This is a genomic window from Phenylobacterium immobile (ATCC 35973), assembly GCF_001375595.1.
Taxonomy (GTDB): Bacteria; Pseudomonadota; Alphaproteobacteria; order Caulobacterales; family Caulobacteraceae; genus Phenylobacterium; species Phenylobacterium immobile.
The window spans coordinates 2,013,393-2,027,774 of sequence record NZ_CVJQ01000001.1 but is presented as its reverse complement, the minus strand read 5'-3'; the positions used below and the strand labels follow the sequence as shown (position 1 = coordinate 2,027,774).

Sequence of the window (14,382 nt, the reverse complement as noted above, 5' to 3'; positions counted from 1 at the left end):
ACCCCTGCACATCGCTGACCTGAACACCCCGGAGGGCTGATGTCTGCCGTCGATAGCTCACCGCTGCCTTCAATCCGGACCGGCTCCCAATGGGTGCTCGAGGTGTCGTTCTTCGCCGACGCTGCGGAGACTGACCCGCGCCTGTTCGCAGACGAGGACACCTTCGCCCTGGTCATGGCGCCCATGGGCTTCCACCAGCCGGAAGCCGAGCGCGTCTACACCGTGGCCGGTACGCACCTGACGAACGTGGTGCAGGTGGATATCGCGGGCAACGTGACCGAGGCCTACGCGCCCGGCTCCTACGCCGTCGATCTGCTGCGAACGACCGACCCGGATAACTACGAGACGCTATACTCGGCCAAGCTGACCATGAAGCGCGGGCTGCTGCTCGTGTCTGAGCTTGGGGGCGGCGTCGAGCTTCCTGACGGCGGATCGTCTGGCGCTCGCATCGTTGCAGGCGTGAAGATCAAGGTCGTCACCGGCTACACGGGCGGGGCGGCGATCGCGGCTCAGCAGGCCCTCACAGCCGCCGCCCTCGCCAATCTGCGGGCAGGGGAGGCGGGTGACGCTGCGGAAGCCGCTAACACGGCGGCGCTGTACGCGACCAACCAGGGCGATGCCGCTGCTAACGTCGTCTCTGGCGCCGGCGCGATCCTGGCGGCTGTGCCTATCGCTCAGGCGGCCGAAGCTGGCGCCCTGGGCGCCCGAGACGCGGCGCGCGCTGCGGCGTCCAAGCTGAAGGCGATGGAGTCCAAGGACTTCGTCTTTGGGATTAGAGACACGATCGGGGCGATTGCCTTCGGGATCACGAAAGCCGGACAGGCAGTGGTCCGCTCGCTCAAGTTTAGCCTACCCGCGTGGGAATGGGCGATATTTCCCTTCGTCAAGGACAAGAACGGCTACGTCGCCTTGGGCTTCGACCGTGCGGGTCACGCCGTCTTCACGGCGGCGCAATCGTCCATTGATTGGATCGTGACCGGCGTTAAGGCGCAGATCGCCGCGTTGATTGCTTCCGATCCAGTGCAGGCGGTCGCTGAGCAGTACGACACTGCGTTCGGGATAAAGGACTCGGCCGAGCGGATCGCATTTCGGCTTCTGCGAAGCGGCGTCACCGAAGTTCAGCGTCTCGACGCCAAAGTGGTCGAGCCCGCAACGCTCGCCGTAATCCGCGACGCCCTGGCCATTCCCGAAACGGTTCTGGGTCGGGGCGAGCCGGCCGATGTACCTCTCGCACTCGGCTTGGAGCGGGTGATGATGGTCGATCGCCTGGGCTCAACTGGCGTTCGGTTCATGGCGGAGGTCGATGGCGACCTTCAGGTCTTCCAGACGCGCCGCGACGTTGACGACCCTGGCTCGATCATCGCCGAGGCGACCGGGCCTATTCAGGTCATCATTTCACTGGGGGACAGCAAGGAGGCCGGCGGCTCGGGATCGGCTCTGGGCGACCCTGTTGAGAGCTTGACGCCGCCCTATCCTTACCAGGCGCTGATGCTGGAGTACCCGGCAATCAGGGCGACGCCTGGCACCTTTGTTTTCGACAGCGGGCAAGCGAACGACATCGTGCCGGCACACGAGGAGGCCACGCCGGGTGAGACGCAGGGAACGGGCGCGCTGCGCTACCTGATCGATCAGGAAGTCGCCGCCGGCGAATACAAGATCACGCGGGCATACTATTCCTCTGGCGCATCCGGCTCGACAACCGGCCAGCAATTGGAAGGCGGCCAACTCTACGCGAACGCCATGGCGTGGCTGGCCAAGTTTACGGATCTGGCCGCGAAGTACGGTCGGGAAGTCGAGTGCGACTTCTTCTTCAAGATGGGCACTAACGATCAGACGCAGCGCAATGCCGCCTACATGGTGTCAACCATGGGCACGCTCTGCACGTCGCTGGCGACAGACATTCCAGCGATCACCGGGCAGGCTCGCGCGCCGCGCTTCATCGTCAGTCAAACGGAGACACCGGGCAACAACCGCACTGGCTCCGGCGGCGGTGTCGCCATCGGTGAAATCCCGCGCGGTCAGTTGGACCTCGCGGAAAGCCGTTCCGACGTGTTCGTGGCGGTCTGCCCATACTGGTTCAAAGATGAGTGCGGCTATTCCGATGGAGGCACAATCGGCGGCCTGCACAACCGCAATGCCGGCTATCGCCTGGATGGCGAGCACATCGGCGAGGTGATCCGCGTCCTTGAGGGCGGCGGGACCTGGAAGGGCTTTCGCCCATCGGCTGTCACCCGATCTGGCGCCGTCATCGACATCGAGTTCTTCGCCGACAACCTCGTTGGCCCGTTGGTGCTGGACACCACGTGGCTCCCTGACGGCGGCAACTATGGGTTCGCGGTCTATGACCAAGCGGGCGTCGAGCTGACGATCAACAGCGTGGCAATTGTACCCGGCGAACTGAAGGCTCGGATCACCCTGTCTGCCGACCCTGGCGCGGCTGTCGATGTCGCTTACTGCTACAAGGTCGGGGCGGGTGCGACCGGCCGAGCCGGCACCTGGGGTAATTTGCGCGACAGCGCTGCGATCCACACGAACGCCATCGCTGGCGGAACGCGCCCGCATTGGGCGCTCCCATTCTTCAAACGCACTGCCAGCTAGGGAGCCTGATCATGGCCGGCGCTACCTTTATCACCCTCGACACCGCCTTCACTGACACGTCTCTTCTTCGGCGACTTGGCGCGTCCCTACTCCATCATCATCACGTCCACGGCCGCCGCGGTCGCGACCATCATCGTCGCCCTCAGGGTCAACGACGGAAACGACGGGGCCTTCTTCATGGGCACGGTCTACGGCGGGGTGGCGGCGCTCTACATCGGCAAGGCCGTCGAGGTCTTCAAGACGAACAAGGCCGCCGCGGGCGTCGAGATCGCCAAGGCGCAGACCCCGGCCAGCTAGGTCGCTCCACCCAAGGACATCGCTATGACCTACGTTCTAGGCGCGGCCTCGCGGTCGCGGCTTGCTGGCGTTCACCCGGACCTTGTCCGTGTCGTCGAGCGAGCCATCACGCTCACGTCCGTCGACTTCAAGGTCATCGAGGGCGTGCGCTCTGACGAGCAGGCCTACATCAACTGGGGGAAGGGTCGGACACAGGGAGAGTTGGTCGCGATCGGCGTCGCCGGGAAATACGCCCAGCCAGCCGCCGCGAAGGTGACGTGGCTCCGCAACCCGCTCAGCACGAAACACCGCGTCCAGGGCGACGGCTATGGCCATGCCGTGGATCTGCTGCCGGCGCCCTACGACTGGAAAGCCCTGCCACCGTTCGATGCTGTGGCGAAGGCCATGCTCGCCGCTGCGGTCGTCGAGAAGGTTGGCATCCGATGGGGAGCCGACTGGGACGGTGACGGCAAGCCCCGAGAGAAGGGGGAGACTGACAGTCCTCACTTCGAACTCGCGCCGGGTTGGGCCAAGCTATGATCGCCTTCATCGTCCGCTACTGGCGACCGCTGGCCGGCGCCCTGGTCCTACTGGCCGTCGTGTCCGCGGTCTACCTGAAGGGCCGATCCGACGCCGCCGCGTCCTGGCGCCCACGGCTTCAAGCCGCCCAACTCGACCTGTCCCGCTGCAAGGACAGCCGCCTCGACCTGGAAGCCTCCATTGCCGCCCAGAACGCCGCCCTGGCCGAGAAGTCGCAACAGGACGCCCAACGTCTCGCCGACGCCGCCAAGGCGCTCTCAGCAGCCTCCAAGGGGCGCGCCAGCGTCGAGGCGAGGGCGAACCGGCTGCTCACCACCCCTACCGGCGGAACCGACGCCTGCGCCCGCGCTGTGGCCGCGCGTGAGGCTGTGCTGAAGGAGTTGAAGTGATGCGCTCGTCAAATCTCGTCAAATCCTGCCTGATATTGACGGTTTTCGCCGGCGCCGGGTGCGCTACTGCACCCGAGCCCGTCGTCCGCACGGTCGAGGTCAAGGTCCCGGTTTCGCGGTCCTGCATCCCGACGACCCTGCGCCAGGAGCCGACGTTCCCCGACACTGACGCGGCGCTGCGCGCGACCGCTGGCCCGGATGATCTGATCAAGCTGCTCGCCGCCGGCCGGCTGCTACGAGATCAGTGGTTGGCTGAGGTCAGGCCAGTTTTGCGCGGCTGTCGATAGGTTGCCCAAGGATGGCGCCGGCGATCAGACCAGGATCAGCCGCATACCACCCGCTTGTGTTGACGCAATTCAGCTCCAACATCCGCCAGCCGCTTGGCGTCAGGGCTATGTCCATGACAATCGTCGGCAGGGGCAGACAGGCTGAGAGGGCTACAGCTGCGTCGATGGCGCAGTTGTCGCTTGGGGCAACGTCCATACGCCCGTCCTTTCGATATCGCGAGGCGGTGATCAGCTGACCGCGAACGAACCACGCGCGGTGTTCTTCTGAGATTTCACTGATCGGCATTACGAAGCACTCAATGTCGGGCGACAGCCTTAATTCGCCCCATGAAGTTTGATCGTAGATGCCGCCGTTGAATGCTTTCGCCTCCTCATTCGGCCTTATCGCGGCCGGCAGAAGTGCGGGCACTTCACGGGCTAGAGCGGTGCGACCATCAACACCGACATAAGCTGCGCCGAATCGATCCACCCAGCGCGCCGCCACAAACGCACCGGGCGTCCAATGTACAAAGCTGGCTAGGGCGGTGTTTCGCGCCGCGCGAACGAACGCGGTTGAACCGTAGATAAATACGCTTTGCGCCGGCGCGATCTGGCCTAGCGCTTCCTGGGTTCGATCATTCCAAGAGAGGTCGATTACTTCGATGCCGTGAGCGTGCGCCCACATGGCGAGGGGCGCGGTCAAGCGATCGATAAGGTTGTTCTGAAGAACAATCATCTCGCCGGAATCTTACCACCTGACCGCCCCTCAGCAAGGCTTGCCGCTGACGCCGTGAGGTGCGATTCTCAGGGTCCGCTTCGAACCTACGAACCATGGCCAGAGCCCGTCGTCTCCCTAACCGGAGGCGGCGGGTTTTCGTCATTTAGTCCTCAGCCATTTCGGCAGTCGTTTCGTAGACCGGCGACTGCGGCTCCTCCACTTTGCGAGGGAAGAGCATCGTCGGCATCTGCCAGATCGTGCCGCATTGGAAGCACTTCACGTTTGACGCGAAGAAGCCGTCAACGTGCGGCTCAGCTCCGCAATCACAGTAGAAGTCCATGCACACATCGGTGCCCTTCCACTGAATGAAGGCCTGAGTGCCTTCGTGTTCAGAGGTCAGATCGAACCACTTGTCATCAGGGCTGGTCATGGTGAGATTCTAGCATCGCTTTGGCACCCGTCTACCGATCCATCCCATCATCGACATACGGCGCCAGCTTCCCGGCGGCGATCAGCGCGTCGCGCATCACCATCTGGACGAACGAATCGAAGTCCCGCGGAGCATCCGGAACCTCAGCCTGCAACGCCAGAAGCGCCGCCTTCACGTCCGCCGGCCACTGACGGTCAGGTATGCGCGCGATTCCCACGGCTACCGCGCGGGCTTGCTCCCTGGTCAGGCCCTCCGAGTGGTTCTTGTTCGGATCCCAAGGTCGCTGATGGTGGACGTGGACAACCGGGAAGCCGTCTGCCGTCTCGACCCGGAAGATGTAGTTCGGCTCGTCGGGCTTCACCGACCACGGCGCGGTCAGGCGATCAGGCATCGTCAGCCTTCGGAAGCGGCACGGCCTCGCGTCTGCGCTCGATCATCTCGCGCTCGTAGAACGTCACCTCATCGCTGCCAGGCCTTAGGTAGCCGTAGAGCGTGCGGGGAGGGATGGGTTCGGGAGGGTTGTCGTTGTCGGCGGTCATGAGAACGAAAAAAGAACACAGGGCCGGTCGGAGTCAACCCGTTGGACCGCCCTTGAACGATCCGTGCACAAGAAGCGGCTCACCGTGGAGCGCCGCCTGGATGGCCTTCAGCCGAATTTCCTCGTCGCGGTTAAGCCGCTTCGCGATGTCCGCAGCCAGTTGCATTGAGATTGGGCCGACGAAAGCGCCGCTTGTCGTTCGGCGATAAACGTACTGCCCGTTGGCAACGACTGGAAAGTCCTCGGGGGCGAGCGGGTCGCTTAGGCCTGGCATGTTCGGACGCTCCTCAAAGGTTAGACACTAGCACAGTCGGCTTCTCGGCGCGCTGGAAGGCGGTTAGACAGCGCATCTGTTTGATCTTCCTCAGATGCGTTCGTCCCCTAGGGACTGCCACGCGATCTCCCAAAAATTGGCCGATTCATCGTCGGCGCGCGACGGTTCGCCGCGTCGTCGCCCTGATTGTAAGCGTTGACGGGAAACACGTTTTGCGAACGTTGTTATAGTTCCACGTCTGGGTGTAATGTCGCAGCAGGCCGCGGGGGGCGATGGCTGTGTACGAAGTTGAGCAAGGAGAGCCTGCGCCGGTGCGCATTACCGGGCGCGTGAAATGGTTCGATGCCGGCAAAGGCTATGGCTTCATCGTGCCCGATGATCCCGATCAGACTGACACGAAAGACGTCTTGCTGCATGTGACCAGCCTGCGGCCGCTGGGGCGTGAGGAGGCCGCTGAGGGCGCCCTGGTCATCTGTGATGTGATCCGCCGGGCCAAGGGGTGGCAGGTGGCTGAGATCCACGATCTCGACGATACTGACACCGCGCCGCTGGAGCGCCCGGTCCGCGAGGACGGCATGGACCGGACCGCAGGCCCCGCCCGTCGCGGGGCCGTGCTCGTCGGCGGTTCGCCAGAACGCGCGAGGGTGAAGTGGTTCAACCGGACCAAGGGCTATGGCTTCGTCGTCCGCGACACCGAGCCGGGAGACATCTTCATCCACATCGAGACTTTGCGGCGTGCCGGTATGGAGGATCTGCAGCCGGGAGACGACGTCATGGTCCGTTTCGCGACGGGGCCGAAGGGTCTTGTTGTGGCCGAGATCGAGTCGCCTCTAGGCTGACTTTCGTCTCTGCTGGAGTCCCCATGGGTCTGAATCTGTCTTTGCGCGCCGCCGGCGCTGCGATCGCGCTTTTGCTGGCGTTCGCGGGCGGTCCCTCAATGGCTGAGCCGGCCCGGTGCGTCGCGGGACAAGCTGAAATCCGGCCTCTCCAGCAGCTCACGATCGAGACGCCCCACGGCGCAAAGGCCTTCAAGGTCGAGCTGGCGGCGACAGGCCGGCAGCGGGAGATCGGCCTGATGTGCCGGATGAGCCTCGGCCCGGATCGCGGCATGCTCTTCGACTTCCGGAAGCCCCAGGCGGTGGCGTTCTGGATGCGCAACACCCTAATCCCGCTCGACATCCTCTACATCCGGCCCGACGGTCGCATCCTGTCGATCGCCCGCAATGCGCGGCCGCTCGATGAGAGCCTGATCCCCAGCGGCGGCGCCATCCTGGGCGTTCTGGAACTGCGCGGCGGTCGCGCCGCAGAGTTGGGCCTGCTGCCGGGAGACCGTGTGCGACACCCAATGTTCGATCGTCGCTGACGGGCGCCACCTCTGCGCAACCTTGAGCGCATGAGTGGGTTTCTTCTCTGACACGAGAGGGAGTTCCGAATGACCGGCAAGACCAACGAAGACCAGGAAAAGCGGGCTTTCAGCCATGGGTCCAGCAGCTCCACGGCCGACATGGCGGTCGAGGGTAAGCCGAAACCTGAGGATCGCCACATCGATGCGCCCGCCGCCCGACGCGTGCCGCCTCTGAAAGACGGCGAAAAGCATGATCACATGGCCGAGAAGCAGGTGGATGGCGAAGACCGCCAGGAAGCGCTCCTCGATGAAGCCATCGAAGAGACCTATCCTGGCAGCGATCCTATCAGTCCAAAGCACATCACCTGATCGCTTCCGGCTTCACAGAATGAGAGGCGCGCTGGCTAACAGCCGGCGCGCCTTTTCGATTTAGGACGTCAGCGCGGCGTAGGCTTCCTGGGCGTCCATCCATTCAGCTTCGGCTGATTCCAGGGCCGCCTGCGCCGCCTGGCGCTTCTTCCCTAGCTCGGCGGCCTTGGCGAACGCGTCCGGTCGAGCCAGCGCTAGGTCCACCTCGTTGAGCGCTGCGGTGGCCTTGGCGAGCGCGGTCTCGGCCGCCTCCGCGCGTCGCCGGGCGGTTCCGGTCGGCGCCTTGGCTCGGGCCGCGGGCGTCGGGGGCGCTGGCGGCGCAACGACGATTTCAGCATGGACCTGAGTGGGCGCGCGGGCGGCGATACGAGCGCGGTCGAGGACCAGTTTGGCGTAGTCGTCCATATCGCCGTCGAAGGGTTCGATTCCACCGTCGGCCGCCAGCCACAGGCGGTCGGCGACCAGCTGCGTGAGAGACCGGTCGTGGCTGATCAGAATGACCGCGCCCTCATAATCGTTGAGCGCATCCAGCAGGGCGCGACGGCTGTCGATGTCCAGGTGGTTCGTCGGTTCGTCGAGGATCAACAGGTGGGGTGCTTCCATCGCCACCATGTTCAGCAGAAGACGCGCGCGCTCGCCGCCGGACAGGCTGGCGACGGTCGTCTCGACCTTCTCGTAGCTGAAGCCGAACTGGGACAACTTCGAACGGCGCGCGGCCTCGGACGCTTCCGGCATGGCGCGGCGGATAATGCTGAGTGGCGTGTCCTTGGGGTCCATCGCCTCGATCTGATGTTGGTGGAACCAGCCAACCTTCATCCGAGGGCTGCGATGCATATCACCGTCGCGCAGGGTCAGCGCGCCGGCCACCAGCTTGGCGAAGGTCGACTTGCCAGCCCCGTTGACGCCCAGCAGGCCGATGCGGTCGTCGATGTCGAGGCGCAGGTTCATGCGCTTCAGGATCGGCGGCGCGTCGTCGTAGCCGACCGTGCCGTTCTCGATCCGAAGCAACGGCGGCGCCAGGGGCCGCTCGGGCGAGGGCAAGGTGAAGGGCGCGACGCGTTCCTGGACCATCGCTTCCGTGGTCGGCAGCTTGGCGATCATCTTCATGCGTGACTGGGCCTGGGTCGCCTTGGAGGCCTTGGCGCCGAATCGGTCGACGAACGACTGCATGTGGGCGCGCTTCGCCTCGATCTTGATGCGCGTGGCCTCGGTCAGGCGCATCTTCTCAGTGCGCAGCCGCTCGAAGTCGTCGTAGCCGCCGGTATAGAGCTCCAATTTGCCGTCCGCGAGATGCAGAATGTGGTCGACGGAGCTGTTCAGCAGTTCGCGGTCGTGGCTGATGACCATCGCCGAGTGTGGATACTTGCGTAGCCGCGCCTCAAGCCACAGGGCGCCTTCCAGGTCGAGGTAGTTGGTCGGCTCGTCGAGCAGCAGCATGTCAGGTTCTGCGAACAGCGCGGCCGCCAGGGCCACGCGCATGCGCCAGCCCCCGGAGAACTCAGCCATGGGGCGGGTGAGATCCTCAGTGCTGAAGCCCAGGCCGGCGAGGATTTCTGCAGCCCGGGAGGGCGCGCGATCGGCGTCGATGTCGATAAGACGTGTGTAGATGTCGCCGAGATCTTCCGGCTCGGCCGTTTCCAGGCGCGCCAACAGATCGGCGCGCTCCAGATCGGCGGCCAGCACGGTCTCCAGCAGGGGCGTCGGCGTCGCCGGATGCTCCTGGTCCACCGACCCAAGACGCGCGCGCCGAGGGAGGCTGATCTCGCCGGATCCCAGGACCAGTTGGCCCAGGATCAGCTTGAAGAGGGTGGATTTGCCGACGCCGTTGCGGCCGACCAACCCGACCTTGGCGTCCTTCGGCAGGTTTACGCTGGCGCCGTCGAAGAACCGACGACCCCACGAGTCGAACACGAGATCCTTGATCTTCAGCATGATGCGGCGAGCCGGGGGAACGAGCGAAAAGCGATCGGAGAGGGCGCGGTCCATATCAGAGGCCAGCCCGTGCGTCATGTGCTGCGCTGCGAAAGCGGCGGGGATGGCTTGGCGTGGAGGGCGGGCGCCGCTATAGAGCGCGCGCTTGGCGCGCCAGCGCCGACCCCCACATCATTTCGAAGAAGACGACATATCCAATGACCGAACGCACCTTCTCGATCATCAAGCCGGACGCGACCCGTCGGAACCTGACCGGCAAGGTCAACACGGTGATCGAAGACGCGGGCCTGCGCATCGTTGCTCAGCGCCGCATTAGGATGAGCCAGGCCCAGGCCGAGAAGTTCTACGAAGTCCACAAGGAGCGTCCGTTCTTCGGCGAACTTGTGGAGTTCATGATGTCGGCGCCGGTCGTCGTGCAGGTGCTGGAAGGCGACAACGCCGTGGCCCGCTATCGCGAAGTCATGGGCGCCACCAACCCGGCCAACGCCGCCGACGGCACGATCCGCAAGCTCTATGCCGAAAGCGTCGGCGAGAACTCGGTCCACGGCTCTGACAGCCTTGAGAACGCCGAACTCGAAATCGCGCAATTCTTCACCGCCGACGACATCGTCGGCTGACCGCAACCTTGGCGGCCGTCGTCGGGTTTCCCATATGACGGCCGCACCCTGCGACTGACTTCAAAAAAAGAGACGTATGAGACCAGACAAAATCGGCGGCTTCAGTGAACGCCTGGAAAGCCAGGCGGAAGCCCGCAAAGCCCTGCTCGCGAAATTCAAGCCCAAGCCCGCAGTCGTCGCCGAGGTCCTCGAGACCCGCGCCGAGCGTAAGGCTCGTGAACTGGAAGCCGTTCGCGCCGCCCGCGCTGCGGAAAAGGAAGCGGCTCGTGTCGCGGCTGAACAGAAGGCCGAGGCAGATCGGCTGGCGTTCGAGAACGACGAACAGGCCCAACTCGACCTCAAGCGCGAAGAGCGCAAGGAGCGCAAGGCGGCCGCCAAGGCCGAAGCGCGCGCCAAGCGCGAAGCCAAGTCAGCCCAGCGCCGCAGCTGACCGGGTTAGGGGGCGGCTTCTTCGCCGCCGCTGAGGCGGCTCAAGACATCGCCGTAATATCCCTGGACGAGAAGCTCCACGGCTTCTCCGCGAGCTTCCGCGTCGAAGGTCAGTTTTCTGGCTAGTTCGATCGCTGCGGATCGGCTTATGCCGGAGCTCAGCGGTTCGCCTGCTTCAAACACGGTCCAGTCGCCATCTTTCATGGCTACGGCGTAGCGGATCATCGAATAGCCTCCACCTGCTCGCGCTTTAGCGCGTGAGCAAGGCGGAACGTTCCAACGGCTAAGCCTGGTCGTGATATGGCGACGCCGCGAGGAGTTTTTGATGCACCCGCTTACTTTGCAGACCATGCGTGCGGTCGGTTTCGCGATTGCTCTCGCCATACCCGCGGCCGCTGCGGCGCAGGCGGCGGATTCTGGCAGGCTCGCCGTAGCCGAGCAGATTAGTCGCACCATGTTACGGCAACTGGATATGAACAAGGTGATCGGCTCTCAGATGTCGGCCGGCCTTCCCCCCGCTTTGCTCGCCGCTCGTCCAGAATGGGAGCCAATGCTCCGCGATGCGTTCAGCGAACAGATGAAGCGGGACGAGCCTTATCTGGCGCGCCTTATGGCCGTTGAGATCGTCCGCGACGTGACGTCTGAGGAACTGGCCGCCGGCCAGCAGTTGTTGACCGATCCCGACGTGCTGGCGATGTTCAAGGCCGTCGCCTCAGGTGAGCCGCCGGCCGCGTTTCGCCCGTCAAGGGAAACGATGCGCTTGTTATCGACGCCAGCGGCGCAATCCTTCGGGCGCAAGATGCAGCGCATGGCCGATGGGCTGCAGAAGAACAGCAACGAAATAGCCGCCAGTCTCTTGCCCGGCGTGTTCCAGCGTTTCGCTGACCGGGCCGAGGCCGCTGAGACGCAACGCCGCCTTGCAGCGGGCCTGCCGGCGCCCCTAGCGGACTGACGCCGGCTTTGGTGGGTTCGGACCCAACTCCATGATCAGCTTGGTCAGCAGGTATAGCCGTGGCGTGACGCTCCCAAGCTCAATATATTCTTCTTCCGAGTGGAACTTGCCGCCCACCGGGCCCAGGCCGTCGATCGCTGGGACGCCCGCCTCATAGGCCAGCGCCGATTCCGAGGCCCCGCCGTTGCCGCCGGCGCCCAGCGTCATGCCGATCCCGGCGTAGATCGCCTTGGCGCGTTCGGCGAGCGCGGCGGTGTCGGGGTTGTCAGCCAAGGGTGGGAAGGCGGCCAGCTGGCGAATCGTCACCTTGGTGTCGGGCACCGCCGTGATCTTGGCGTTCTCGTTCAGCTTGTCCTCGACGCTTTGCAGCTGGGCCTTGGTGCGGCCCCGCGCATTGAGACCTGCGGACGCGTCCTCCGGGATGATGTTAACGCGGCTGCCGGCGTTCAAAATCGTCAGGTTCACCGTCAACTGGTCGCCGGTCTTCGGAAAGCCTTCAGCGCCTTCCAACTGGTGCAGAAGTTCGGTCGCCGCGTTGCGGCCGTCCTGCGGCGCGACGCCGGCGTGCGCCGGCCGGCCCTTCACGTCGATGAAGTAGGTGGCGGAACCCTTGCGCCAGACCGTGATCAGGTCCGGCGGATCGCCCGGCTCAAGATTCAGTTCGACGTCGGCGTCCTTAAGCAACTGGTCGATCAGCTTACGCGTCCCCGGCGATCCGCGCTCCTCGCTGCTCTCGATCAGCAGGGTGATCTGGGCATAGTTGGTAAAGCCCAGATCCCTGAGAATCTTCAGGGCGTAGATCGCCTCGATCACGCCCCCCTTCTCGTCGCCCACCCCAGGGCCATAGGCGCGGGCCGCATCGGTGCGATAGGGCCGCTTCGCCGCAGCGCCGACCTCGAAGACGGTGTCGAGGTGGCCGATCATCAGAATGCGGCCCTTGCCCGTCCCCTTGAGGGTGGCGACCACATTGTCAGCCAATCCCTCCGCCTCGGCCTTCTCGGTGCGAACCGTCATGCCGAGGGCTTCGAGTTCGGGGCGCAGGAGCGCGATCACCTTGGCGCCGCCGTCGACGTCGCCTGTGCCGGAATCGATGTTCACCGCCTTTTCCAGCAGGGCGAGCTGGCCGGTCCGCGCCTGTTGGGCGGCGCTCCACACCCTGGCGTCACGGCGCGGCGGCGACGCAGCGATCGCAGCGCTGGCGACAAGCACCAAGGCCAAGCTGGAAGCTATGAGTCCACGGCCCGTCATTTCGGCGCCCTCCGTTGTTGGGTGCGAGGATGGCCGAGGTTGCAGCAGGATCAAGCCCTCATCGGCGGCGCTTCCCTTGCGCAGGCCCTGACGGCGCGCGATATCAGTCAGGTGTTCGGGCGCGCTTCGCCCGACCAAGAGACTTCTGGAAGGGCTATCCCCAAATGCGTGACCCCGTGACCACCGCGCTCGGCCTGGTGCCGATGGTTGTCGAACAGACGAGCCGCGGCGAGCGCGCCTACGATATCTTCTCGCGCCTGCTGAAGGACCGGATCATCTTCCTGGCCGGTCCGGTTGAGGACGGCATGGCGGCGCTGATCTGCGCCCAGCTGCTGCACCTTGAGGCTGAGAACCCCAAGAAAGAGATCCAGATGTACATCAACTCGCCTGGCGGCGTGGTGACCTCTGGCCTCGCGATCTACGACACCATGCAATACATCAAGAGCCCGGTGATTACGCTCTGCCTCGGCATGGCGGCCTCCATGGGCTCGTTCCTGCTGATGGCCGGCGAGAAGGGCCAGCGGATCGCCCTGCCGAACTCGCGCATCATGGTGCACCAGCCGTCGGGCGGCTACTCGGGCAAGGCCTCCGATATCGAACGACACGCCGAAGACATCCTCAAGACCAAGCGCCGCCTGAACGAGATCTACGCCAAGCACACCGGGCAACCGATTGAAGTCGTGGAAGAAACGCTAGACCGAGACCACTTCATGAGCGCGGAAGAGGCCAAGGCATGGGGTCTCGTCGATCACGTCTGGGAGAAGCGCGACACCGACGACTAGGGCCTGGAGCGGCAGGTCAGTCTAAGGCCGGCCGTTGAACACCCTGAAGCCGGCGACTTCGGTGGCGACCGCCAGCATGGCGCGGTCACCGTCGGTGTCGCCGTAGGCGGCGCGGATCTCGACGTCAGGCCCGAAGGCGGCGCGCAGCCGCTTCACCTTTTCTTCGCCCCGGCAGTTGGGTGTGGCGAAGGCCCCAGTCGCCCGATCGTCAGCGTCGTAGGCCATCTCTGTCGAGATCAGGTGATCGGCCCCCAGCCCGCGGGCGAAAGGCGCCACGACGAACCCCGGCGAAGCCGTGACGATCACCAGGCGCACCGGTTGCTCGCGCCAGCGCCGCCAGGCCAGTGCGGCGTCGGGCCGAATGAAGGCTCCGGAGACTTCAGCCGCGAAGCGCGAAGCCTCGGCTTCCAGCTGGCTGCGCCTGGCGCCCTTCAAGAACTCCGCCGTGGCTCGGGCCTTGATCCGGCCACGGTCTTTATTGACCACATAGCCTAGCGCCGCAGGGGCGAGTCGCGTCATGCCCAGGGCGTAACGCGCGGGGCCAGCCCGCCAGCGAAGGAAGGCCGTGAAGCTGTCGCTGACTGTGATGGTCCCGTCGAAGTCGAAGGCGACGATGGGTCTTCCATCGCCGGCGCCTTCCGCGGGATCGACCTGGTCTTGCGGCATCCGGGCGGGTTTC

At 64.8% G+C, this 14,382-nt stretch carries 20 protein-coding genes; 12 read left to right on the top strand and 8 right to left on the bottom strand.

Going from position 1 to position 14,382, the window contains the following annotated elements; translation table 11 throughout:
• The first annotated feature begins 39 nt into the window (after nucleotides 1-39).
• The 5 genes from BN1313_RS09955 to BN1313_RS09935 all read left to right on the top strand — a co-directional run bounded on the left by BN1313_RS09955 (nucleotide 40) and on the right by BN1313_RS09935 (nucleotide 4,090).
• Nucleotides 40-2,598: a hypothetical protein gene (locus BN1313_RS09955; protein ID WP_091739805.1), complete on the top strand. Its 2,559-nt coding sequence runs from the start codon at nucleotides 40-42 to the stop codon at nucleotides 2,596-2,598.
• Nucleotides 2,599-2,673: 75 nt separating this feature from the next.
• A complete protein-coding gene (locus tag BN1313_RS09950; RefSeq protein WP_245620158.1) occupies nucleotides 2,674-2,895 on the top strand; it encodes a hypothetical protein in 222 nt (73 codons plus the stop codon).
• Between the two features lie 24 nt (nucleotides 2,896-2,919).
• Entirely contained in the window at nucleotides 2,920-3,414 is a 495-nt protein-coding gene (locus tag BN1313_RS09945) for a M15 family metallopeptidase (RefSeq protein ID WP_091739800.1), read from the top strand.
• Nucleotides 3,411-3,803, top strand: coding sequence for a hypothetical protein (locus BN1313_RS09940; protein ID WP_091739797.1), 393 nt, complete (start codon nucleotides 3,411-3,413; stop codon nucleotides 3,801-3,803). Before BN1313_RS09945 ends, BN1313_RS09940 begins: the two co-directional genes overlap by 4 nt.
• A complete protein-coding gene (locus tag BN1313_RS09935; RefSeq protein ID WP_091739794.1) occupies nucleotides 3,803-4,090 on the top strand; it encodes a hypothetical protein in 288 nt (95 codons plus the stop codon). Before BN1313_RS09940 ends, BN1313_RS09935 begins: the two co-directional genes overlap by 1 nt.
• On the opposite strand, the gene BN1313_RS09930 is transcribed toward BN1313_RS09935, so the two are convergent.
• The 4 genes from BN1313_RS09930 to BN1313_RS16555 form a co-directional block, all read right to left on the bottom strand.
• Nucleotides 4,062-4,805 (bottom strand): ATP-grasp domain-containing protein, encoded by a 744-nt coding sequence (locus tag BN1313_RS09930; RefSeq protein WP_091739791.1) that lies wholly within the window; start codon nucleotides 4,803-4,805, stop codon nucleotides 4,062-4,064. The genes BN1313_RS09935 and BN1313_RS09930 overlap by 29 nt on opposite strands.
• Before the next feature lie 145 nt (nucleotides 4,806-4,950).
• A complete protein-coding gene (locus BN1313_RS09925) occupies nucleotides 4,951-5,217 on the bottom strand; it encodes a hypothetical protein (RefSeq protein ID WP_091739787.1) in 267 nt (88 codons plus the stop codon).
• Nucleotides 5,218-5,248: 31 nt separating this feature from the next.
• Nucleotides 5,249-5,608: a hypothetical protein gene (locus BN1313_RS09920; RefSeq protein ID WP_091739785.1), complete on the bottom strand. Its 360-nt coding sequence runs from the start codon at nucleotides 5,606-5,608 to the stop codon at nucleotides 5,249-5,251.
• On the bottom strand, nucleotides 5,601-5,756 hold the full coding sequence (locus BN1313_RS16555) for a hypothetical protein (RefSeq protein ID WP_176695958.1): 156 nt from the start codon (nucleotides 5,754-5,756) through the stop codon (nucleotides 5,601-5,603). The genes BN1313_RS09920 and BN1313_RS16555 overlap by 8 nt, the downstream gene beginning before the upstream one ends.
• A 545-nt stretch (nucleotides 5,757-6,301) precedes the next feature.
• Here BN1313_RS16555 and BN1313_RS09915 point away from each other — a divergent pair.
• The 3 genes from BN1313_RS09915 (at nucleotide 6,302) to BN1313_RS09905 (ending at nucleotide 7,743) form a co-directional block, all read left to right on the top strand.
• Nucleotides 6,302-6,868 carry a cold-shock protein gene (locus BN1313_RS09915; protein ID WP_091739782.1) on the top strand — a complete coding sequence of 189 codons (567 nt, stop codon included), beginning with the start codon at nucleotides 6,302-6,304 and terminating at the stop codon, nucleotides 6,866-6,868.
• A gap of 23 nt (nucleotides 6,869-6,891) precedes the next feature.
• A complete protein-coding gene (locus tag BN1313_RS09910; RefSeq protein WP_091739779.1) occupies nucleotides 6,892-7,392 on the top strand; it encodes a DUF192 domain-containing protein in 501 nt (166 codons plus the stop codon).
• Between the two features lie 69 nt (nucleotides 7,393-7,461).
• The gene (locus BN1313_RS09905) at nucleotides 7,462-7,743 is read left to right on the top strand and encodes a hypothetical protein (RefSeq protein WP_091739777.1); all 282 of its coding nucleotides are present in this window, start codon (nucleotides 7,462-7,464) and stop codon (nucleotides 7,741-7,743) included.
• A gap of 60 nt (nucleotides 7,744-7,803) precedes the next feature.
• Here the strand turns inward: BN1313_RS09905 and BN1313_RS09900 are convergent, their stop codons facing one another.
• The gene (locus tag BN1313_RS09900) at nucleotides 7,804-9,675 is read right to left on the bottom strand and encodes an ABC-F family ATP-binding cassette domain-containing protein (protein ID WP_091742596.1); all 1,872 of its coding nucleotides are present in this window, start codon (nucleotides 9,673-9,675) and stop codon (nucleotides 7,804-7,806) included.
• Nucleotides 9,676-9,872: 197 nt separating this feature from the next.
• On the opposite strand from BN1313_RS09900, the gene ndk reads away from it, so the two are divergent.
• Nucleotides 9,873-10,292 carry a nucleoside-diphosphate kinase gene (gene ndk, locus BN1313_RS09895; RefSeq protein WP_091739775.1) on the top strand — a complete coding sequence of 140 codons (420 nt, stop codon included), beginning with the start codon at nucleotides 9,873-9,875 and terminating at the stop codon, nucleotides 10,290-10,292.
• A 76-nt stretch (nucleotides 10,293-10,368) separates the two neighbouring features.
• Nucleotides 10,369-10,722: a DUF6481 family protein gene (locus tag BN1313_RS09890; RefSeq protein WP_091739772.1), complete on the top strand. Its 354-nt coding sequence runs from the start codon at nucleotides 10,369-10,371 to the stop codon at nucleotides 10,720-10,722.
• Nucleotides 10,723-10,727: 5 nt separating this feature from the next.
• Here BN1313_RS09890 and BN1313_RS09885 read toward each other — a convergent pair whose 3' ends face one another.
• The gene (locus BN1313_RS09885) at nucleotides 10,728-10,946 is read right to left on the bottom strand and encodes a hypothetical protein (protein WP_091739769.1); all 219 of its coding nucleotides are present in this window, start codon (nucleotides 10,944-10,946) and stop codon (nucleotides 10,728-10,730) included.
• 97 nt (nucleotides 10,947-11,043) lie between these two features.
• Here BN1313_RS09885 and BN1313_RS09880 point away from each other — a divergent pair, with 97 nt between their 5' ends.
• Nucleotides 11,044-11,673 (top strand): hypothetical protein, encoded by a 630-nt coding sequence (locus tag BN1313_RS09880; protein WP_176695957.1) that lies wholly within the window; start codon nucleotides 11,044-11,046, stop codon nucleotides 11,671-11,673.
• On the opposite strand, the gene BN1313_RS09875 is transcribed toward BN1313_RS09880, so the two are convergent.
• Nucleotides 11,662-12,921: a glutamate carboxypeptidase gene (locus BN1313_RS09875; RefSeq protein ID WP_141653112.1), complete on the bottom strand. Its 1,260-nt coding sequence runs from the start codon at nucleotides 12,919-12,921 to the stop codon at nucleotides 11,662-11,664. The genes BN1313_RS09880 and BN1313_RS09875 overlap by 12 nt on opposite strands.
• 164 nt (nucleotides 12,922-13,085) lie before the next feature.
• Between BN1313_RS09875 and BN1313_RS09870 the strand changes: the two genes are divergently transcribed.
• Nucleotides 13,086-13,703, top strand: coding sequence for an ATP-dependent Clp protease proteolytic subunit (locus tag BN1313_RS09870; RefSeq protein WP_091739762.1), 618 nt, complete (start codon nucleotides 13,086-13,088; stop codon nucleotides 13,701-13,703).
• 21 nt (nucleotides 13,704-13,724) lie between these two features.
• Here BN1313_RS09870 and BN1313_RS09865 read toward each other — a convergent pair whose 3' ends face one another.
• Nucleotides 13,725-14,369, bottom strand: a complete 645-nt coding sequence (locus tag BN1313_RS09865) for an HAD-IB family hydrolase (protein ID WP_091739760.1) — start codon at nucleotides 14,367-14,369, stop codon at nucleotides 13,725-13,727.
• Nucleotides 14,370-14,382 lie beyond the last annotated feature (13 nt).